A 20,388-nucleotide genomic window follows, 5' to 3' on the forward strand; every position below is an offset into this window, starting at 1 on the left:
CTAACTAACTATTTAGTTCTATGAGCAAACAGTCGAAAAATACCCGCCAGGAAATTATTAGTGCGGCCCGAGATGAATTTTTAACCCATGGATTCGAAGGAGCGCGCTTGCATCATATTGCTGATCATATTGGAGTAACTAAGGCAATGATCCATTATTATTTTAACACGAAACAAGAATTATTCGAGCATGTATACAAACAATCGGTGCATATAATCTTTGAAGATTTGAATGATGTACTTTCGAAAGATGTGCCGTTGTTTAAAAAAATAGAGTTGCTAATCGAAAACAGTTTGCAAAAAGCAGATCAAAGTCCTCGGGTTTTGGCGTTTGTGATTACGGAAATCAGCAGAAAACCGGATTGGCTGCAGCCTATTTTTGAGGATCAGGTAGCGCTGCAGGTCGCAAAGTTTGAAGAGGAGCTAATGGATGCGGCCTCAAATTATGAAATAGCCTCTGTGAGCGTCCAGGATTTACTTATGAATATTTTTTCGCTTTGTTATTATCCTGTTGTGGCGGGACCGATACATCAGTCGCTTTTTGGTATAGAGAATGCTGCATCTGAACAAGGATTTTCACAGAAAAGAAAGGGAGTAATTTTGGATACTATTCTAAATTGGTTGACGGCCTGATATACTATGTTATCCGTTAAAAAATTAATACACTCTAACCGACATTTATACAAAGCATTATGTATTTTTACCTTTCGAAAGGCCCTGTAGGCAAAGGTTCGACCTGATACCTCAGATTGCAATTTAATACGGCTATTATGGGCGCAAATACCACTCGTTTACTTGCAGCTGTAATGTTTACCGATATCGTCGGTTATACAGCTATGATGCAGGAAGACGAAGATAATGCTAATAAACAAAAGCAACGGCACCGGGAGGTGCTGAATAACAGGGCTACAGCATTTGAGGGAAAGGTACTTCACTACTACGGCGATGGGGCACTTACTGTTTTTAACAGTGCTTATAATGCTGTCATGTGTGGCATTAAAATTCAAAACGATTTAGCCAATCCATATCTGCCTCTTCGTATTGGCCTGCATGTAGGCGATATCGCTTATAATGCTGAAGATGTCTATGGTGATGCCGTAAATATTGCTTCCCGTCTGGAGTCACTTGCAATATCCGGCGGTATCTTGATTTCTGAGAAGGTTCAGGATGAAATTAGAAATCACCGTGATATACAAACAAAGGAGCTTGGCACCTTTGAGCTGAAAAATGTAAAACATCCCATTTCAATTTTTGCCGTTACTAATGAGGGCATCAATGAACCAACAGCTCGAGACATTAAGGCTAAAAGTGGCCGGGTTAAAGACCGAATAGCTGTGCTGCCTTTTGTTAATATGAGTGATGAACGGGGGTTCGAGTATTTTGGCGACGGACTGACCGAAGAAATTATTAATGGCTTAACCAAGATGAAGGGCATTGATGTTACCTCCAGAACGTCGGCCTTTTCCTATAAAGGACGAAATATTGATATACGAACCATTGGTGAAGACCTCATGGTTAGTCACATCCTTGAGGGAAGTGTGAGAAAAAATGAAGATAAAATTCGTGTTACAGCCCAGTTCATTGAAACCGGAGGGGGATTCCATTTATGGTCAGAAACGTATGAGCGCCATTTGAAGGATATCTTTGCAATACAGGATGGCATTTCGGAAGAGATATTACAAAAAGTCCAAAAAGGGTTTGAAGAAGAGGATGCAAGACCGGTGCAGGATCCTGACCCCCTCAAATCCCGCAATGTAAAAGGGGCTTATGAACACTATTTGGAGGGGAACTTTGAGTTACAAAATCATTCGCTTACTTCGGTTCGCAAGGCAATGAAATGTTTTAATCAGGCAATTGAGAAAGATGTTACAGATCTGAAGTCGAGAATAGGTCTGGCGCAATGCTATATTTTCCTGGGTATATATGGGCAGATGCAGCCCCGTCGAGCCTATAAAAAAGCCGAAGAAAATATAGATGCCGTATTAACTTTAGATGATCGATTTGCAACCGCGTTAGCACTAAAGGCTACAATAGAACTACTCTTGCGACAAGATTCTGAAAAGGCAAAACGACTGTTAGACAGAGCGTACGAGATTGACGCTAATAATCCGGAGGTGTGCTATAATTATTTTCGCTTTTTAAATATGATGGGTGAAAACGAAACCGCCCTTCCTTGGATGGAGCGGACGCTGGAGTTAGAGCCGACAAATCTTCTTTACAACGCTGAGCTGGCCAGGGCCTACTACAACTTGAATAAGTTTTCGAATGCACTTGAACAATACAACTATACGCTGGAGCTGGATTCCTCGTTCCTGGCGGCTTTGGAAGGTAAGGGATGGACGCTGGTTGCCATGGAAAAGCTAAAAAAAGCGCACAACGAATTTGAAGTATTGCAAAACTTGGTATCACGGGAGCAAAAGAATATTCCCCACTTAGTTTATATAACCGCTCGACTCGGTATGGATGATGTGGCCGATCACTTTATAGATGCACTGCAGATTGGTGATGCTGATGATTCGTACATGGCATCCTCACTTGATATTGCTATGGCCTATCTGGGGATGGAAAAATACGACGAAGTTTTCTTTCACTTGCAGCGAGCAGCCGAAGATAAAGTTGGAGAACTATATTTTATATTTTCGGATCCTTTGTGGGATGAGATAAAACAAGGCGACCGTTACGACGATTTGTTGGATCAACTGAATATTCCAGAAGAACATCAATGGTCTGTTTCTGAACCGGAAATCAACTCATCTTGAACAAGCCCCTTGAATGTGGGCGTGCTGAAAGTTTCTGAGAAAAGTCTGGTTTGAAGCCTCATAAATCGTGGCATAGCTGATTTTGAAAACGGTTATAATTAAACCAGATTTTGAATCTTTTCTTTTAACACCGTTAAAATAAGGTTTACCTCTTTAAGGTGTGTCCGAAAATTAAGTACTGCCAGTCGAAGGAATACGGTCCCGTTAATGTGCGTTGAGGATAGGAAAACACGCCCATCATGGTGGATTTCCTCGACCAGTTTTTTGTTGAATGTGTTGGCATTGCCCGAATCGGGGACATATCGAAAAAAAGCAACGGAAAGTTCCGGTTCCGGGCCCACTTCGATACCGTTAATTTGCTGAATCTCCTCATAAAAGTAGCGGGTGAGCAGCAATTTTTCTTCCAGTGCTGCGCGGAATGGTTGAATGCCGAAAAGCTGGAGCGGAAGCCACATCCGAAGTCCTCGAAAATGTTTAGAGAGTTCCGGTGAAAGATCGGCGGGAGATGCTTCTTCGGTGGCTTTGTATGTGTCCTGAAGATAATTAGCAGACATGTGCTGCGAACTGTATAACTTTTGACCGTCTCTGACGAGCAGTGCTCCTGATCCATACGGCAAAAACAATCCCTTATGTGGATCAATGGTAGCAGAATTTGATTTTTCAATACCTTTCATTACTTCTTTTCCGTGTTCAGTAAGCAAGAAGAAGCCTCCGTAAGCCGCGTCTACGTGGAACCATAGATCGTGATGATCGGCGATATCACCAATTTTATCGAGCGGATCGACAGCACCAAGATCGGTAGTACCCGCAGAAGCAAAGATCGTTAGTGGGAGAAGTCCCTCTTCTTTGTCTGATTGAATTTGTTGTTCAAGGGCATCAGCCTTCATGCGGTAGCGGTCATCCATAGGAATGGTTCGGAGCGTCGCTTCTTGCAGTCCGGCAAACTTGATAGCCTTGACGACACAGTGATGGACTTGCTGAGTAGTATAAATTACGGCGCGGTTAAAATTCTTGGCTTTTATACCCGAATCGTCGCGAGCTGTGACTAGTCCAATCAAATTCGCAATCGACCCGCCTGATGTTAAATTACCGGCCGACCCTTCTGGGTAGCCGATGAGATCATTCATCCAGCGGATACACATATTTTCGATGCGGACGGCGCCCGGTGAAGAAAAGAAAACACCTGTGTAGCGATTGGTAACGGCTGCCAGGTAGTCGGCGATGGCCGAGGGATAGAGCCCTCCTCCGGGGATGTAACCGGCATGCTTGCCTGAGGCGGGATTGAGTCCCGGTCTGTCCACTTCAGATTTTAAAACTTCCAAGAGCTGGTCAAATTCTTTGGGTTGTTCATCAAAAGGTAGCTCATAAACACCCTTGCCCATGGATTCTGAATCCACGTAAGCAGGCTGATCGTCAAGCGTGGACAAAAACCCCTCCCCGTAATTTTGAGCTTTACTCAATAGGGAATGCCGGTCTTGAGAGTTGGTTTCGAGCTTTTGAGCCTGTCGTTCGAGTTCTTTGATTTCTTGTTCCATGAATGGGATGGTCGTCACACAATTACAATTATCAAGTGATCCTAAAATAATAAAAGCCGCGGCCAACTGAATGGCCGCGACTCCCAAAATCAAAAAGTGATATATGTTAACTTACATCGGTGCCTGTGAGGCGATAGCCTTCGCTACGCCATCCGGCCAACCCCTCTTCGAAGTCCCAAACGTTATTGTAGCCCATTTCCGTGAGCTTTTCTGCAAGTTTGGGAGAGGCATCACAATCCGCATTGGTGCAGTAGACGACAATATCCTGATCCTTGTCAGGAATTACATTTGTTGCGCATTCGAGGTTATGTTCCGTAATGTTGATGGAACCCGGAATGCGCTTGGCCTCAAAGGCTTCTTCCGACAACGCATTAATCAAAACAGGACGATTCTCGCTCGTCATGCGATCGTGAAGGTCTGTTGCAGATATACGTTGCATCGTAAGTGGCATAGTGATCACCTCTGTAGATTTGGTTCTATATTTGTTCGCACAAATACAGCATTATACAACAATGGGAGCGATACTTACCATTCCAAGGTGCAAACAGAGGGGTAACCTTCCTACTATAATTTTTGAACACTTTGTAGTTTAAAATTTGTTTATGAAACTAAAACAAAGTGACACATTATACGTTTAACAGATAGAAAAAATAACAGCTAATTATTAACAAAAATATGAATAGAAATAGTTTACGAACGGTTTTTCTGATGACATTGGCTGCCGTGCTGTTCATGTTGGTAGGACAGGTTTTAGGTGGCTCTACAGGTCTTGTTATTGCATTTGTTTTTGCAATGGTGATGAACTTTTTCAGTTACTGGAAATCCGATAAGATGGTGTTACGGATGTACGATGCCCAGTCTGTGGATCGGAGTTCTCATCCTCGATTATATGGAATGATAGAGGAACTGGCTCGCAAGGCCGACCTGCCAATGCCGTCAGTGTATATCATCCCGCAAAAACAACCAAATGCTTTTGCAACGGGACGTAATCCCGAAAATGCAGCAGTCGCAGTTACAGAGGGAATCATGCAGGCGCTTAATGTGGATGAACTTCGAGCGGTAATAGCCCATGAGCTGGCCCATATTCAAAATCGTGATATACTCACACAAACTATCGTGACTACGGTTGTGAGTGCTCTTACGATGTTGGCGCAGTTTGCATATTTCATCCCGATTGGCGGAAGTGATCGCGGATCAAATCCGCTGGTGGCGCTTATTGTGTTGATCACAGCCCCTATTGCTGCGACAATGCTTCAGGCTGCCATTAGCAGAACGCGAGAATATGAAGCTGATCGGGTAGGTGCAGAAATATGCGGCCAGCCCGCTAAGCTTGCATCAGCCTTGCAACGCATCGAAAAAGCAGCTGAGCAGATTCCAATGAATGTTTCGGATACGGCCATGCGTTCAACTTCGCATATGTTTCCGGTGAATCCCTTTAGCGGCGGCAGCTTTATGAGTTTGTTTTCAACACACCCCGACACTGAAGACCGGGTAGAGCGGCTGATGCACATGCAGAGTACCGGGGAATATCTTTTTGATTGAGATGATATTTCAAATAAAAACCCCTCAGGATGTTGGATATCCTGAGGGTTTTCCTATGTGGATACGGCTATTATTTATTTCTCTTCGTTGTACTGCTCATCATAAGCATTTTTGATGCGCTGATTCATGTGGCGCTTGTAGTTTTTGTATTCATACTTGCGGACGGTAAACTCGGAGTGATAATTACCGTCATTACAATCCACTTTTAATTTATTGGGGTTATCAGTTTCGCTTATTTCAACGGCGATATTGCCAAGTTTATATGATTCAATAACAGAGCTCATAGCTTCCTTTTTATTTTATTTGCGCAAAGATAATCACTGTAGAGCTCAATTTGAATCAAAATTAGCTAACTTACATCTCTCCCATGCCACCTTCGGGCCCGTTTCCATTTTCGCCTTGATTGCGACGCCGCTGTTCGTTATTCCGTTCGCCAAAGAAATACTGGAAGCTAATGGTGGCTGAACGCGATGACCAGCTAAACTCGCGCTGTGTAAAGAAATCGGTATTGGGATTCCCGTCGGTATTAGCAGTATAGTTGAAGTTCTGGGAGTCCAGTAGGTCTCTAATATTTAAGTTGATTTTAGCTTTGCCATCCATGATGTCTTTAGAAAGACCGGTGTCCATCATCGTCATACCTTCCCGACGCCCCTGTGTAGTATTGCTGGGACCCCGATAGCGCATGGAGGCCTGATAGTTTAAGCCATCAACAATTTCCCAGCGCAGTCGCATGCGTGCGCGGAAGTTTTCGGATTCGCTGCTGAAAACCTGATCTTGGTAGGTGCCTTCAGAGTTTGACTGAAAGAGGTTGGCGTTAGCTGTCAGATTCAATCGATCGGCAATTTCCTGGTCAGCTGAAAATTCAACCCCCCATGCTTTTTCGGTGGCGAGGTTGATCGGAAATATACGGGTAACGCCTTGTTGGGCTTCAGTAATGCGCTCAATAACATCAGTGCGATAACGATGATAAAAACTCGTAAGAAGTGATCCGGATTTCCAGTAATGCAGGTATCCAAACTCATAAGAGTTACTGAATTCGGGCGTCAAATTGGGATTACCGGTATATTGGCTTCGTTGATCGTCAAAATCATTAAATGGAATAAGGGCTCGTGACCAAGGACGTTGCAATCGGCGACTATAACTCACCTGAACTGATTGCTGCTCGTTGAAAGAATAACTTAAGAATACGCTTGGAAAAAGGTTTACGTAATTTTGAGTGACTACCGTATTATCACTTTTAACTTCTGTACGGATATTCGTGTTTTCAAGACGAAGCCCAATTTGGGCCGATAATGAAGACCATTCGTAGTTTAGGGTAGCGAAAGCAGCATTGACATTTTCAGTATAGAGAAAGTTATCGGTATAATTCTCTTCACTTATCCAGTTACCGTTGACCAGCGTTTCGGCACGATAACTATTATCCATCCATTCGGTATCACTGCGCAGACCTGTTTCAAGTTTACCGCCACCGAATAATGGGCGTTCATATTCGGCGTTGAATCGTAGATCCATTTCTTGTTCCTCATCGATGGCTCGTTGCATCAGCGGATCGGCATTACCCTGGCGAACGGTTTCTTCAATATTATTGGTGGCTTCTTCTCGGCTGATATCAAAGCTGGCATCGGCAACAAGCTTGTGGTCATCACCGTCAATTTTGTTTTCATAATCCAGATTTATGTCAATATCACGTTCATTAGTCTCTTCCCTATTTTCACGGAATGTCTCTTCCAGTACATTGCCGGTAAACGCACCGGGACTGTATTCCAGGTCGGTATAAGTAATGTCTTCATTATTTTCTTCTCTTTCGGCACTTAAATAGGCACTTGCGGTTAGCACCTGTGTTTCTGTAAGATAAAAATCAGCCCCAAATTGCAGATCACCGTCAAGTTCCGATTCCTGCGAGTCGGTCTGTTCGCGGTACATATAGGTGGTGTCAGGGCCGGCAAAACGTTGGAAGGAGCTTCCGCCTTCGGGTTCGCTGCTATAATCAAGGCCGCCATTGAAGAACCAGTTAATATCCCCTACACGATAATTCAAGTTGACTGAACTTTCATACTCTTCCGGCAAACCGGTACCCACCTCAAAGTTACCATTGAGTCCTCGGCGTTGATCTTTCTTTAGGATAATATTGATGATGCCGCCCGATCCTTCAGCAGCGTAACGGGCCGAGGGATTGGTGATAATTTCAACTGATTTAATCATGTTGGCGGGAATACTGTTGAGGGCATCCACATTGCTGCTGTTGGCCATGCTCGAGGGTTTGCCGTTGATGAGAACCCGTACCGACTCGTTACCCCGCAAGCTAATATTGCCATCGATATCGGTAGAAACCGAAGGCACATTATTCAATACATCTACGGCTGATCCTCCCAAACTGGTAATATCCTGTCCTACCTGAAAGGTTCGTTTATCAAAATTCATTTGCATTTCTGATCTTTCGGCGCGCACAAAAAGCTCCCCAAGATCTTCGGAGGTGGGCGTCATGGCAATGGTGCCAAGGTCATTCGTTTGACCTTCCGAAATTTGAATCTCTTGCGTATGGGGTTGGAAAGAGAGAAAAGTGATCTTCAACATATATTGGCCGGGAGAAACATCAATAGAAAAAGATCCCTCGGCATTAGTAGAAGCACCGGTAATAATATTGGATTGGGTTGAATCATAAATAGCCACTGAGGCACTGGACAAAGGTTGATCGTCCTGATCTATAACAGTGCCTGTTACAGAACCTTTAGTTTGAGCTAAAGCGGATATCGAAAAAAGTAACAGCAGGGAAAGAGTTGAGAGTAACTTTTTCATCATTGGATAGTTGTTAAAATGTTGTTGCTCAATTGGTGTGTTCAAAAGATAACAGGTGATTCTATTCAAACATTAAACGAATACTGAAGTAAATTTGAAGATTCTTCAGTTTTAGAAATCAATTTGGATCGTATGCCACTCGTCTTTGTATGTATACGAGATGGTATAATGGTATTGATCAACAATTCGTTTAATTATTGCTAAACCCAGCCCAATAGAGTTGGAATCAACATTATCTTTTTTGAAACGTCGGAACAGTTCTTCGGGTGTGGAGGAGAGGGGGTCCCCGGTATTGGAGATGCGTAGGCGTTGGCTATTCAACGAAATGGCAATATTTCCTTCTTCAATATTATGTTTTATAGCATTTTGGAAAAGATTAGTCCATAATATATCGGCCAGAACAGGATGCATCTGTACTAAAACATCATCTTTGACATCGGTTTCAACGGTTAGACCATTAAGGGCAATAAATTCATCAAAAGATTGAGTGCTTTCTCTTATCAACGCTGATAGATTAACCTCTTCGGTGCCGGTAAACTCATGGTTTTCAATTTTCGTGAGAAGGGCTAATGATTCGCTGAGCCGTGATAATTTTTTTACGGATCTCTGACTGTCTTCCACAAACTGATATTGCTCGGGCGAAAGATCGGTCTCGGTAAGCAGTTCCAGCTTACCCTTGATGATGGACAGCGGAGTTTGAAGCTCGTGAGAAGCATTTTCAGCAAATTCTTTAAGGTTTTTATAGTCGGATATCGCCTTGCTGGTCATCTGCTCCACGAATTTATTTAAATCATCGAATTCAGCCACAGATGTTTCTTCAGCGTTTATAGGCTCTTTATCTTGCAGGCTAAAGTTTTTGATGCGCTCAAGTGTTTTTCGGAATGGTTTAAATAGCCTGTTGGAAACAATGAATCCGACGCCAACAGCACCGATGACTTGGAGGCCCAAAATCCAGAGCAAAATTTGTATTACGGCTTCGGTGATGTCATCGGATTCTACCAGTGCCCCATATGTTGTTATGCGGTAAGTACTGCCCTCAACATTGCGATAGGCAACAAGCTTTAGATTGTTTTCCATTTGTTGCAGTCGGTCGTGCCATACCAGGGTATCGCGAATTTCTACACTTGGTTCTACCCGATTCGGGAGGGCAACTATTTTCAAATTGGTGTCATCGTCATCTTGCACCGTACTTTCAAAGTTTTCTCCTTGTTCCAGCAGGTACGTTACCCGTTCAACGCGGTCCAAAAAGCGCCACTTCAGTTCGTTGTCGAGTTCGCCCTTGATAACATGATAAGACACGAATCCCCCGATGCCCAACACAATAATAGTTACCACGAGGTAAATAAGAACAAATTTTGTTATCAGCTTCATGGAATTAGTGGACTTTAAATTTGTATCCTATTCCGTAGACGCTTTCGATATAATCATCAGCTCCGGCCTTTTCCAGTTTTTTGCGCAGGTTCTTGATGTGTTGATACACAAAATCAAGATTCTCGAGATGGTCGACATAATCACCCCACAAGTGCTCGGCAATAGTCTGTTTGGAGAGCACGTGGTTTTTATTCGATGAGAAATAGAGCATCAGTTCGTATTCCTTAGGCGTAAGATTTACGGGATCTCCATCGACCGTAACTTCCATGGTTTTGGTGTTAATGGCGATCTCATTTACAGTAATAATTTCCTTGCCGTCGCGTTGTTGCCTGCGATTTACGGCTTTAATTCGTGCATGAAGCTCGGGCAGTTGGAAAGGTTTGGTGATGTAATCATCGGCACCCAGCTCGAGGCCTTCCACCTTGTCATCCAGAGCGTTTTTTGCTGATATGATGATAGTTCCCGTTTCCGGATTTACAGATTTTAATTCCCGCAAGACCTGCAGGCCCGATCCGCCGGGAATCATGATGTCAATAAGGACCACGTCGTAGGTATAAGACATTACCTTGTCGAAAGCGGCAGAATACGATTTCGCAGTTTCGCAGATGTATCCTTCACGCTTAAGATACGTTTGGATGTTTTGCAGCAGGTCTTCGTTGTCTTCGATGATAAGTAGTTTCATAGCAGCATAAACATAACAAATGAATTTGAAGCAAAACTGAAGGTCAATAAATTATATTTATATCTTCTATAGATTAGCACTTTAAAAGCAATGATTATATTATTGATAGAATCATTATAAGGCTGACCTAGATCCGGATATATAATGCGGTATATTTTACTAATATTGGTTTTTGGGGTTGCGCTGGGAGGATGTGTTTATGAACAGGGAACCCCTTCTCAAGATTAGCAATCAAATTTGGTTGTTGAGCAAAATGAAGGGGATGGTGTTCTGTCACAGCAGGAACCCGACGATTTTAAACGAGAGAATAGCAGTGTGGGGCAGCTGGTGTATGTGCCTGTTTATTCGCACATCTATCAACAAAAACCGCCAGAAAACATTTAACCTGGCGACCACACTAAATATCCGGAATGCAGATCCCTATCGTCACTTCATTATTACTGAAGTAGCCTTATTATGATTCGAAAGGTAACCTAATTCAACAGTATGTGGATTCGACCGAGCAAATAAGCCAGCTGGCTTCAACCTCGTATGTTATTGAAGAAGCAGATTTGCGTGGCGGTGTTGGGGCTAACTTCCTAGTACGCTGGCACTCACAAGAACCCGTTTACCCTCCGGTTATAGAAGCGGTTAACATCAGTACCACGCAGCAACAAGGTATTTCATTTTTAAGTGTTGGACGAGTACTTAAAGAACAAGCTCTACGTACTACCCAAAACTGATACAATAGGTACGGTAGCATTTTAAAAAGTTGGCATTGTGCTACCGTTTTGCACTACGAGTTTTGATTAGCCGAAAATTTTGACTCTATTTCTATTACTCCATAATGTCCCTGCATACCGTATTGAGCAGAGGAACCCGGAGGAAGAACTCTGATAGAGACGATATCACCGCGAGAAAACATACTTGAAACCCGGGAGTAGCTTCGCCCTGCTTTTTGGCCGTCCACGACGAATAGTGGCTGTGCCGTGGGGTTATTAATTGATTTATGACCACGTATGATGACATGGATATTGTCACCACTGCCATTGAGCTGTACGCTGCTGGCACGACGCAGAAAATCTTCAAGCGTCCAATAGTTGGTATATTCCTGGGATTGTATCTGGTTAGACTGTTGGCTGGTAGTAGCACATCCTAAGGTACCGAGCAATAGCACACATAATCCTATCGACATACCTAAGTTTAATCGTTTCATAACGGTGGGATTTGATTAAGAATATTAGGTACTTATCAGTATAGCTAATTGTCAGCAATTAAGTAAATAAAAATTAATATGTTATCGATATTATTCATTACTCTGTGTGGATAAGGATAACCCCAAAATGTCCCTCCATGCCAAATCGTGCTGTTCGTGATGGAGGAAGAACTTCGATATAATTTATTTCACCGGGATATAGCATTTCAGTGACATTGGCAAAGCTTTGGCCAACTTTTTGTCCGTCTATGACAAACAATGGCTGGCTTGTGGGGCTGTTGGTAGTACTTACCCCACGGATGATAACGCGCTCACTACCCGGGCTACCTGTAATTCTTACTTTGGAACTTCGCTGGAGATGATCTTTGAGGGTCCAATTATTTTCTGGATTCATGTTTTTAGTATTATCCTTATTTGTTGTACTGGAAGTAGAACAGCCCAATACCGTCGCAAAAAAAACAGCAGTAAGAAGGATGATAAGTGGTTTTGAAAACTTCATAATCTTATCGTCTTTTGAGATTACATAAATCAACCTATAAAACTCGGCACTGATTTAAAAAAACATGTGACAGAACGATAATAGCCGGTGATAAGACGCATTAATTCTTTAAGATAGTCTCATCGAGCATATCGGTATCTTTAAAAACAAACTTATTGGTAAAAAGAATTCCTAAGTACACCGATAGTATAGTCCCCGAAAAGATGGCAACCATAATCATTATTTGATATTTGATGGCAATGAGCGGTGAGCTGCCACTCAAAATTTGACCAGTCATCATGCCGGGTAGAGAGACAAGGCCGATCGTAGCCATTGAAGCTAGTGTGGGATTAGCTGATTTTTGGAGTGCATCACTAAAAAATGAATGTACCGCCTCAGATCGTGTTGCTCCGCACGAAAGATAAAATTGGTAGCGTTCCTGATGCTCATTCAAGCTGTAATAAAAAGCATTAATTCCAATGACGTTACTTCTTAAGCAGTTACCCAATACCATTCCGGTTATGGGAATAGTGTATTGTGCCGCCAATAGTTTTGGGAGTTGAATTACCACCTCCAGAAAAAAGAGGTCGATAACGATGATGCCAAAGAAAGTAGCTCCAAAAATGGGCAAAATTACCGACCATTTTCGCTTAAGGTCACTGCGGTCAATGGTGGCAAAGTCTGCAACGGCTACCATCACAAAAATCCAGGCAGCATTAATCCAAGGATTATCATATTCAAACAAATACTGTAAGTAATATCCTACAAAAAGTAATTGTAGAACCATTCGTACGGAAGCTGTCAACAGCTTTTTGTTCAGGCCGGTTCGATATTTCCACAAAATATAGGCTGGAATCAGCATGATAATAAAGCCAATCCCCAGCTGTGTCCATGTAAGATCAATGATTTCCATTATGAGAGTTCTATGATGTTATCTGCTTTGGCAACCCAGAATGGATCGTGTGAAGTCGAAATTACGGTATGCCGGCTGTTAAGCAGTAATTCTGCGGCTTTTTGTTTGGATGCTTCATCCAGTGCCGAAGTCGGCTCATCCAGTAAAAGGAGTGGTTTGTCAAGCAGATGGCAGAGTGCTAGCCCCACACGTTGGCGCTGGCCCGTGGAAAGATCACGAAGCTGTTTGTCGAGAATGTCTTGAGTCAATCCCAACATTTCCAACGTTCGAACTCGATGTTGTTCAGTGTTTTCGAGTTCGGTGGGTTGGTTGGCTGCAAATTCGAACGGTTTTGCCATGACCTCAGAAACCGTTCCGGACCCTAAATTCAAATCCTGAGGTAGCCAGGCTGTTTGCGTACGCACTTTTTGGACGTCATTGTTTTTGTGATCAACTAAAATGGTGCCACTTTGCGGTTTATAAAACCCCAAAAGAAGTTTTAGGAGCGTACTTTTACCGGAACCTGATTCTCCTTTTAGCAAGGTATGTTGGCCGGATGCTGCCTTAAATGAGAAGTCAGTAACAATCCGCTCATTTTCAAAACCGAAAGTTACATTTGTAAATGATATGTTGGGTGATGTTGCCAATACTTGTCTAGTACATTTCTATTAAAAAGGAAGCGGTTCTCCGGTTGTTTGGGCACGCTGACGGTGTAGTTTTTGTAGCCGGTCGGTTACGGGCCCCTTAGTGCCATTACCGATTACGCGCTGATCTATTTCTACGGCTGGAACCAGTTCGCCCATAGTGCCGGTGGTAAAGCACTCGTCGGCGGAGTACATTTCGGCCATACTAATCCGTTTTTCGGCAACAGGAATATCATTCTCTTCACATAGGTCAATGACAATACTGCGTGTAATGCCCGGGAGGCAGCTATCTGCAAAAGGAGTGAGTACCCTCCCGTTATTGACAAAGAAGATGTTTGTCGCATTCACCTCAGATACATAGCCTTCGATGTCCATCATGACAGCGCCATCGACGCCGGCAACATTTGCCTCTATTTTGGCTAGAATATTGTTGATCAGGTTGTTGTGATGGATTTTGGAGTCGATACACTGCGGGGGATTTCTTCGTATTGAGGAAGTAACCAGTTGGAGGCCTTCTTTGTCGTCATGAATCGGCGGCTTCCACTCGGCCAGGACAATGAGCGTTGGTCCGAATTGATTAACCTGGGGATCCATGTAGGAAGTTACTTTTTTTCCGCGCGAAAGAGTCAGTCGAATATGTGTTTCATTGCGCATGTCGTTAGCTTCGAGCGTGGCAAATATTGCCTCTTTGATTTCCTTATTCGATGGTACGCTATCGAAAGCCATAGCATGAGCTGAATTTTGCAATCGCTCGAGGTGTTCGTCGAGCGCAAAAATTTTGCCATTGTAGACACGTAGTCCTTCCCAAACACCATCGCCACCTTGTACTAAGCTGTCAAACACCGAAATATTGGCCTCCTCGCGATCGTAGAGTTCACCGTCAATCCAAACTTGTATATCTTTATTTCGTGGATCTGGAATGGTAGGATGTGTGATCATAATTTTATACTGTCGGATTATTGTTACGATTATCTTTTAATTGCATGTGCAAACAATCTGTCGTAAATCGACTTACAGCGCTCATAAAGAGGGTTCAGGCGATCAGGCAGGTTTTCAGATTTAGGGTTGTACAGATTAAATCCCGTAGATTGGTGGACCTTGTGATACCAATGTTTTGCCCAAATGCCATCCTCAGGGATAGGACCCGGTTGCCAGGAAAGCATGGATTCCTCAAATGGAATGCCAACCTGCTCGCAGAGTGCTAATAAAACAAACTCAGGATCCTCTAAGAGTTCTTTAGAATCGAGCACGGTGAGAGGAAGGTTGTGGTTTTCAGCTGTTTCAAAAAGGTCGAGTAACTGCTGATATCCGGTATCAAGCAGCGAGGGATCGGGCAATGACTTATCAAGAGAAAGAAGCATGTCTGCGGGTTCACGAATTAAAAAAACAGGGATAAACTCTTTGAAAAGTCGATCCAGCATGTCATCCATTTCAATCATGTGATGTGCCATGTTTTTGATAAACAGGACGTCCGCATTGGTGGCGGTTGCCATCAGGTTTTGCATCACTACAGAAGGATCTTTGGGCTGGCTTTCGAGTACTTTTGCACGCCCGGGGTGTTCGGCCCCGCTTTGCAGCAGGTAGTGTGCATAGAAAGGTTCATCCACCACCTGGGTGTCGCTGCGTTGTGCAAAGGAGTACATGATGGCCGTGGATATATTTCGCGGCCCGGACCACATATTTATTTTGACATTTGCCATACCAAATGAACTCGGAGCGTATTGTTTAGGTAGTATATGGTATTGATATTTCGGGGATCATCAAAAGCAATAACAAAAACCGATTACAGGGATACAAACATCATCCGCTTTTCTACAATAGTTTTCATATTTTAACATTATTGGCCAATGAATGTAAATAGAGCACCAGGCTTGATGAGAAATGAAGAAAAAGGCAGTGGTGAGGTCAAGCATCGACCTGAAAAGCTGTTGGAACAAAGTTCAATTGTATATTACCATCGGGAGAGCGGTGAGAACTATTCCTATGTAGATATAAGCCCAAATATTAGTCGCCTATTGGGGTATTCCCGATCAGAAATAAAGGGGGAGGATTTTAGCTGGCTCAGTCGAATTCATCCGGAAGATCGCCAATCAGTAGTTTCAATGTTAGAAGATGCTACTCCGGGTCATTCTCACCTTCTTAAATACCGATTTAAGCATAAATCCGGACATTATCTTTGGTTGCGCGATGAGGTGGAATTGGTTACCGATGAAGGAGGAAAGGAGGAATTTGCAGGAGTACTTATTAAAGCAGATAAAGACCAAGAAGTACAGCACCTAGATCTGGAGGAGCGTGAAACGCTGCAGCAGCTGGCGCTTGATAATTTGAATGATATGGTGATCATTACCAAGGTTCCAAAAGATGACCCTCTGAACTCGAGTATTGTTTTTGTAAATAAATCTTTTGAGCAGTTTACCGGTTATCGGTCGGAGGAGATTATTAATAAAACGCCTACTTTCTTACATGGTCCCCAAACATCGGAAGAGGCACTGACCCGAATCAATAAAAAGATTAAGAGAGGGGAATCGTTACGGGAAGAGTTTATCAATTACAAAAAGGATGGCACTCCTTACTGGGTTGAGTTGGATATGGCCCCCTTTCCTACTGATGATGGGGATTATGAGTTTTGGGTGGGCATAAACCGAGATATCACGCAGCGAAAAATTGCTGAAAAGAAACTCGCGGAAAGTGAAAAAAGACATCGTACGTTTACCGAAATGGCCTTCGATGCCATTTTCGAAATACATGTTGATGGAACCATTTTACGGTGTAATAAGCGGGCATGTGAGCTTTTTGGATATACCCGGGAAGAGCTGATTGGAATGCATGTACTGGATCTGACTCCCGAAGAATTTCACAGCAAACAGCCCGAGACCTTTGCCGGTATAGCTACCACCGGTGATGAAGCCTGGGAACGGATCTACCAAAAGAAGGACGGGACGAAGATCCCAACCGAAATTCATACCGCATTTTATGAAATGGGCGGGCAAAAGCGGCTTATTACCTATGTACGTGACAATACGGATCATAAAAAATACGAGCAGGCGATACAAAAATCTCTGAAGGAGAAAGAAACGTTGCTGGCAGAGGTTCATCACCGGGTAAAAAACAATTTGGCAATTATCTCGGGCTTACTGCAGATGCAGGTATTTAATACCGAGGATGAAAATCTGCTGGCCAAACTTAAGGAAAGCCAGTCGCGGATACAGTCGATCGCAATGGTGCATGAAAAGCTTTACAGCTCAGAAACATTTTCAGAAATTGCCATTGATAAATACATAAATGACCTGCTCAACATGATCGAAAATTCGATGACCGATTTTAAAAAAGACATCCGTGTGAATACGGACATGGAATCGATTCGGTTAACCGTAGGTCAGGCCATTCCCTGCGGATTGCTGCTTAACGAGATGATTACAAATTGTTATAAGCATGCATTTGAAGGCAGCGATGAAGGTAAAATTTTTATTTCTATCCGAGAAGATGAGGAGCAAATAACATTAAGTGTAGAGGATAACGGTGTTGGATTGCCGGAAAATTTTAATATTGAACAACAACCTTCGCTAGGAATGACGATCATTAACACATTGACTGCTCAGCTGGATGGAAAACTGGAAGTAAATTCAGGTGATTTTGGCAGCCGTTTTTCATTGGCTTTTGATATGGAACGAGACTTGGGAGAATAAAATAAAACCAACAGGAGTTTATTGAAGAAACAATGAAGCGCAATTTCTATGTTGTAAAAAAGTGAGTAAACAGGTGTATGAAATCTTCAAAACAATCAACAAAAATCAGAGAATAAGTATGATACCATCATCACTACAAAAACCATTATTGTTTGTATTTATGATCTGTTTTGTAGCTGTACAGCCATTGGCAGCACAATCAGATCAGGGGTTAACCCCAAAAGATGTTGCCAAGATGCAACAGGTGAATGAGATTGCGATTGCTCCATCCGGAGAAAAAGCAATTTATACCCTGCAGAAGCAAGCTGATCCCGAAAAGGAAAATAAGCCGGCAAGTTATCACTTGTATCTTGCCGACCTGGGCACGGGTAATTCCATTCCTTATGTAACCACGATGAGCGTTAGCGATATTGCTTTTCGTCCCAATCATAATTCCATTACGTTTTTGGGAAAACGGTCATCCGATGAAACGACGAGCCTGTACGAAATATCGATGAATGGAGGAGAAGCCCAGAAAATTTATTCCTTTGAGACGGCTATCGGTGATTACGAGTGGGCTTCTGATGGAAATCATATCGCTTTTATGGCACAAGATACCATTACTTTTGAACGGTCGTCATTGCCCTATCATCCCGAAGTGTATGAAGAAAACCTTAAGCAGCGACGTGGTTATGTGGCTAATGTCGAACAGCCCGACCACGGTCCACACCAGGTACAGGTAGAAGGATCGATTTATCAAATGCGGTGGAGTCCTGATGGTGAAAAGATTGCTATAGGTGTTGCTCCTACTCCACTGGTTGATGACTATTACATGAAGCAGCAGGTAAAAGTGGTTGATCACATGGGCAAAGAGGTATTGGCCGAAGTTGATCATAATGGAAAACTCGGACAGATTGGCTGGAGTCCCGACGGGAGTAAACTGGCAATGCTTGCCGGCGCCGATATCCATGATACGATAGCGGGAAGATTGTTTATTGTTTCGGCTGATGGTGGTGAGCCTACACAGTTGAAGCCACAGTACAAGGGAATGTTCGAGCAGTTTAAATGGACAGGAAATAATAAGCTGCACTATCTAAGTAGCGAAGGTGTATGGTCAACATACGGCAGTATCAATGCCGATGGATCGAATATGAATACGATTATAGGTAAAGGTGAGAACAACCTTTCCTTTTTTGATCGAGCTTCCAATGGAGCTACTGTTTTTGCAGCGAGTTCTGCGAGCCATCCCGGAGAATTGTACCAATTAGCGGATAATAACGTTAAACGAGTGACAAACACCAACGCTTGGCTGGCGAAGAAGAAACTGGGTAAACAAAAAGTGATCACCTGGACTGCGGATGACGGCACTGAGCTGCAGGGTATTTTGGTGTATCCCGTTGATTATGAAGAAGGCAAGCAATATCCTGTGATTACTACCGTGCACGGCGGACCTGAAGCGCATTACAATCATGGCTGGGTAACAAACTATTCTGATGCCGGTCAAGTTGGTGCCGCACAGGGCTATTTTGTTTTTTATCCGAACTATAGAGGAAGTACCGGCCGTGGAGAAACTTTTGCCAAGAGCAGTCAGGGCGATTTGGCCGGAGCAGAATTTGACGATATTGTTGCAGGCGTTGATGAGCTGGTAGAAGAAGGATTGGCAGACGATAACAAAGTGGGGGTCACCGGTGGTTCTTATGGTGGATATGCTACCGGATGGATGGCCACGAAGTATACCGATCGTTTTGCTGCCGGAGTTATGTTTGTTGGTATAAGTGATAACATATCAAAATGGGGAACCAGCGATATTCCTGAAGAGCTTTATCTGGTTCATACCCGCAAGCGTATTTGGGAGAATTACCAAAAATATCTGGAGCGGAGTCCCATTTATTATGCCGGACAAGCAGATACGCCCCTGTTGATTATGCATGGAAAAGAAGATACGCGGGTTAACCCGGGTCAGTCTTACGAGTTGTATCGTCATATTAAAACACGTACCGATACTCCTGTCCGTTTGGTATTGTATCCCGGAGAAGGACACGGTAACCGCAATTCGACGGCGCGTTATGACTATAACCTGCGCATGATGCGATGGTTTAATCAATATTTGAAAGGACAGCAGCAAGAGCGTCCTGATGTGGAGATTGAAGTCGAAAAAACGGCTGTTGAAAACTGAGTTAGATTCAGTCAGTAATATTCAAATCCCCTTCTGTTTTTGCAGGAGGGGATTTTTATTTGCCAATCCTTTAGAAAAGAATAGACTTGTAAATAATCAGATTATATTGCTGGTATACGGTGAGGACTAATTGCCAACATATTCTTCAATATTTTCGGGATCACCCAGCAGATCAACTTCTTCAAGGTCTTTGACTTCACGTACCTCGTTCACAATGCCCTTCAAAATATTTTCATAATTATTAAAATCCTTTCCAAAAAAGATCTTTTTATCCTCCGACTCAACATAAAAATTAGACCATGTAGATCCGAAGTGGATAGCTTTTATATCTGTAAAATCAATAATGCTTGGTGAAATTAAACCCTGCCGGTGAAGAGAGGTATCCGTTAATTTTATTTTAAAACCGATTGCAACTACAATAACCACAGCCCAAAGCAGAAATAGGGTTACCATCAGGCCAGCAAATAGCGTTTCGCCCACATTATAGTTGAGATATGCAGCATACAGCATGGGTCCGCCAACCAGTGAAAACAAAAAGATCATCCCCCATTTGGATTTTGTCCTAAGTGAAAACTCTTTAACATCTTGCTCCATAATCATCTGCAAATTTGTGTTAGTACCAACAAAGAGAAATGTTATATATCTATTAATAAC

Annotated in this window: 19 protein-coding genes and 1 pseudogene; 7 read left to right on the forward strand and 13 right to left on the reverse strand. The window is 43.0% G+C overall.

All coding sequences use genetic code 11. The features are described 5' to 3' along the window. Positions 1-20: 20 nt before the first annotated feature. Both ACT3IB_RS04065 and ACT3IB_RS04070 read left to right on the forward strand, forming a co-directional pair. Entirely contained in the window at positions 21-632 is a 612-nt protein-coding gene (locus ACT3IB_RS04065) for a TetR/AcrR family transcriptional regulator (RefSeq protein ID WP_491537752.1), read from the forward strand. 137 nt (positions 633-769) lie between these two features. Next, a complete protein-coding gene (locus ACT3IB_RS04070) occupies positions 770-2,758 on the forward strand; it encodes an adenylate/guanylate cyclase domain-containing protein (protein ID WP_491537753.1) in 1,989 nt (662 codons plus the stop codon). A 98-nt stretch (positions 2,759-2,856) separates the two neighbouring features. Here the strand turns inward: ACT3IB_RS04070 and ACT3IB_RS04075 are convergent, their stop codons facing one another. Both ACT3IB_RS04075 and ACT3IB_RS04080 read right to left on the reverse strand, forming a co-directional pair. Beyond that, positions 2,857-4,386 (reverse strand): pyridoxal phosphate-dependent decarboxylase family protein, encoded by a 1,530-nt coding sequence (locus tag ACT3IB_RS04075; protein WP_491537754.1) that lies wholly within the window; start codon positions 4,384-4,386, stop codon positions 2,857-2,859. Positions 4,387-4,399: 13 nt separating this feature from the next. Further along, a complete protein-coding gene (locus ACT3IB_RS04080; protein ID WP_491537755.1) occupies positions 4,400-4,732 on the reverse strand; it encodes a rhodanese-like domain-containing protein in 333 nt (110 codons plus the stop codon). 236 nt (positions 4,733-4,968) lie between these two features. Here ACT3IB_RS04080 and htpX point away from each other — a divergent pair, with 236 nt between their 5' ends. Next, positions 4,969-5,835, forward strand: coding sequence for a zinc metalloprotease HtpX (gene htpX / locus ACT3IB_RS04085; protein ID WP_491537756.1), 867 nt, complete (start codon positions 4,969-4,971; stop codon positions 5,833-5,835). Between the two features lie 74 nt (positions 5,836-5,909). Here htpX and ACT3IB_RS04090 read toward each other — a convergent pair whose 3' ends face one another. From ACT3IB_RS04090 to ACT3IB_RS04105, 4 genes are all read right to left on the reverse strand, one after another. Further along, the gene (locus tag ACT3IB_RS04090; RefSeq protein WP_491537757.1) at positions 5,910-6,119 is read right to left on the reverse strand and encodes a hypothetical protein; all 210 of its coding nucleotides are present in this window, start codon (positions 6,117-6,119) and stop codon (positions 5,910-5,912) included. Positions 6,120-6,189: 70 nt separating this feature from the next. Continuing rightward, on the reverse strand, positions 6,190-8,634 hold the full coding sequence (locus ACT3IB_RS04095) for a TonB-dependent receptor domain-containing protein (protein WP_491537758.1): 2,445 nt from the start codon (positions 8,632-8,634) through the stop codon (positions 6,190-6,192). Between the two features lie 108 nt (positions 8,635-8,742). Further along, on the reverse strand, positions 8,743-10,002 hold the full coding sequence (porY, locus tag ACT3IB_RS04100) for a PorY family sensor histidine kinase (protein WP_491537759.1): 1,260 nt from the start codon (positions 10,000-10,002) through the stop codon (positions 8,743-8,745). A 4-nt stretch (positions 10,003-10,006) separates the two neighbouring features. After that, entirely contained in the window at positions 10,007-10,684 is a 678-nt protein-coding gene (locus tag ACT3IB_RS04105) for a response regulator transcription factor (RefSeq protein WP_491537760.1), read from the reverse strand. Between the two features lie 237 nt (positions 10,685-10,921). On the opposite strand from ACT3IB_RS04105, the gene ACT3IB_RS04110 reads away from it, so the two are divergent. Continuing rightward, positions 10,922-11,068 (forward strand): hypothetical protein, encoded by a 147-nt coding sequence (locus tag ACT3IB_RS04110; RefSeq protein WP_491537761.1) that lies wholly within the window; start codon positions 10,922-10,924, stop codon positions 11,066-11,068. A gap of 80 nt (positions 11,069-11,148) precedes the next feature. Further along, positions 11,149-11,406, forward strand: a pseudogene (locus tag ACT3IB_RS04115) (DUF3124 domain-containing protein); the annotation flags it as partial. A gap of 53 nt (positions 11,407-11,459) precedes the next feature. Here ACT3IB_RS04115 and ACT3IB_RS04120 read toward each other — a convergent pair. The 6 genes from ACT3IB_RS04120 to ACT3IB_RS04145 form a co-directional block, all read right to left on the reverse strand. Continuing rightward, on the reverse strand, positions 11,460-11,879 hold the full coding sequence (locus tag ACT3IB_RS04120) for a TonB-dependent receptor plug domain-containing protein (RefSeq protein WP_491537762.1): 420 nt from the start codon (positions 11,877-11,879) through the stop codon (positions 11,460-11,462). 97 nt (positions 11,880-11,976) lie between these two features. After that, the gene (locus ACT3IB_RS04125) at positions 11,977-12,378 is read right to left on the reverse strand and encodes a TonB-dependent receptor plug domain-containing protein (protein WP_491537763.1); all 402 of its coding nucleotides are present in this window, start codon (positions 12,376-12,378) and stop codon (positions 11,977-11,979) included. A gap of 100 nt (positions 12,379-12,478) precedes the next feature. Further along, positions 12,479-13,270 (reverse strand): ABC transporter permease, encoded by a 792-nt coding sequence (locus tag ACT3IB_RS04130; RefSeq protein ID WP_491537764.1) that lies wholly within the window; start codon positions 13,268-13,270, stop codon positions 12,479-12,481. After that, entirely contained in the window at positions 13,270-13,896 is a 627-nt protein-coding gene (locus tag ACT3IB_RS04135) for an ABC transporter ATP-binding protein (RefSeq protein WP_491537765.1), read from the reverse strand. The genes ACT3IB_RS04130 and ACT3IB_RS04135 overlap by 1 nt, the downstream gene beginning before the upstream one ends. A 21-nt stretch (positions 13,897-13,917) precedes the next feature. Further along, positions 13,918-14,832: an aminotransferase class IV gene (locus tag ACT3IB_RS04140; RefSeq protein ID WP_491537766.1), complete on the reverse strand. Its 915-nt coding sequence runs from the start codon at positions 14,830-14,832 to the stop codon at positions 13,918-13,920. Positions 14,833-14,861: 29 nt separating this feature from the next. Next, positions 14,862-15,593 (reverse strand): sulfotransferase-like domain-containing protein, encoded by a 732-nt coding sequence (locus ACT3IB_RS04145; protein WP_491537767.1) that lies wholly within the window; start codon positions 15,591-15,593, stop codon positions 14,862-14,864. Positions 15,594-15,767: 174 nt separating this feature from the next. On the opposite strand from ACT3IB_RS04145, the gene ACT3IB_RS04150 reads away from it, so the two are divergent. Both ACT3IB_RS04150 and ACT3IB_RS04155 read left to right on the forward strand, forming a co-directional pair. Continuing rightward, on the forward strand, positions 15,768-17,579 hold the full coding sequence (locus tag ACT3IB_RS04150) for a PAS domain S-box protein (protein WP_491537768.1): 1,812 nt from the start codon (positions 15,768-15,770) through the stop codon (positions 17,577-17,579). A gap of 118 nt (positions 17,580-17,697) precedes the next feature. Next, complete coding sequence (locus tag ACT3IB_RS04155) at positions 17,698-19,734, forward strand: S9 family peptidase (RefSeq protein ID WP_491537769.1); 2,037 nt, start codon at positions 17,698-17,700, stop codon at positions 19,732-19,734. A gap of 126 nt (positions 19,735-19,860) precedes the next feature. Here ACT3IB_RS04155 and ACT3IB_RS04160 read toward each other — a convergent pair whose 3' ends face one another. Continuing rightward, entirely contained in the window at positions 19,861-20,328 is a 468-nt protein-coding gene (locus ACT3IB_RS04160; RefSeq protein WP_491537770.1) for a hypothetical protein, read from the reverse strand. Between the last annotated feature and the right edge of the window lie 60 nt (positions 20,329-20,388).

The sequence above is a fragment of the Fodinibius sp. GM21 genome (assembly GCF_058386955.1).

Coding starts and splice junctions, on each gene's coding strand:
- ACT3IB_RS04065 (WP_491537752.1), top strand. CDS start 21: ATGAGCAAACAGTCGAAAAATACCCGCCAGGAAATTATTAGTGCGGCC.
- ACT3IB_RS04070 (WP_491537753.1), top strand. CDS start 770: ATGGGCGCAAATACCACTCGTTTACTTGCAGCTGTAATGTTTACCGAT.
- ACT3IB_RS04080 (WP_491537755.1), bottom strand. CDS start 4,732: ATGCAACGTATATCTGCAACAGACCTTCACGATCGCATGACGAGCGAG.
- htpX (WP_491537756.1), top strand. CDS start 4,969: ATGAATAGAAATAGTTTACGAACGGTTTTTCTGATGACATTGGCTGCC.
- ACT3IB_RS04090 (WP_491537757.1), bottom strand. CDS start 6,119: ATGAGCTCTGTTATTGAATCATATAAACTTGGCAATATCGCCGTTGAA.
- ACT3IB_RS04095 (WP_491537758.1), bottom strand. CDS start 8,634: ATGATGAAAAAGTTACTCTCAACTCTTTCCCTGCTGTTACTTTTTTCG.
- porY (WP_491537759.1), bottom strand. CDS start 10,002: ATGAAGCTGATAACAAAATTTGTTCTTATTTACCTCGTGGTAACTATT.
- ACT3IB_RS04105 (WP_491537760.1), bottom strand. CDS start 10,684: ATGAAACTACTTATCATCGAAGACAACGAAGACCTGCTGCAAAACATC.
- ACT3IB_RS04120 (WP_491537762.1), bottom strand. CDS start 11,879: ATGAAACGATTAAACTTAGGTATGTCGATAGGATTATGTGTGCTATTG.
- ACT3IB_RS04125 (WP_491537763.1), bottom strand. CDS start 12,378: ATGAAGTTTTCAAAACCACTTATCATCCTTCTTACTGCTGTTTTTTTT.
- ACT3IB_RS04130 (WP_491537764.1), bottom strand. CDS start 13,270: ATGGAAATCATTGATCTTACATGGACACAGCTGGGGATTGGCTTTATT.
- ACT3IB_RS04140 (WP_491537766.1), bottom strand. CDS start 14,832: ATGATCACACATCCTACCATTCCAGATCCACGAAATAAAGATATACAA.
- ACT3IB_RS04145 (WP_491537767.1), bottom strand. CDS start 15,593: ATGGCAAATGTCAAAATAAATATGTGGTCCGGGCCGCGAAATATATCC.
- ACT3IB_RS04150 (WP_491537768.1), top strand. CDS start 15,768: ATGAGAAATGAAGAAAAAGGCAGTGGTGAGGTCAAGCATCGACCTGAA.
- ACT3IB_RS04155 (WP_491537769.1), top strand. CDS start 17,698: ATGATACCATCATCACTACAAAAACCATTATTGTTTGTATTTATGATC.
- ACT3IB_RS04160 (WP_491537770.1), bottom strand. CDS start 20,328: ATGGAGCAAGATGTTAAAGAGTTTTCACTTAGGACAAAATCCAAATGG.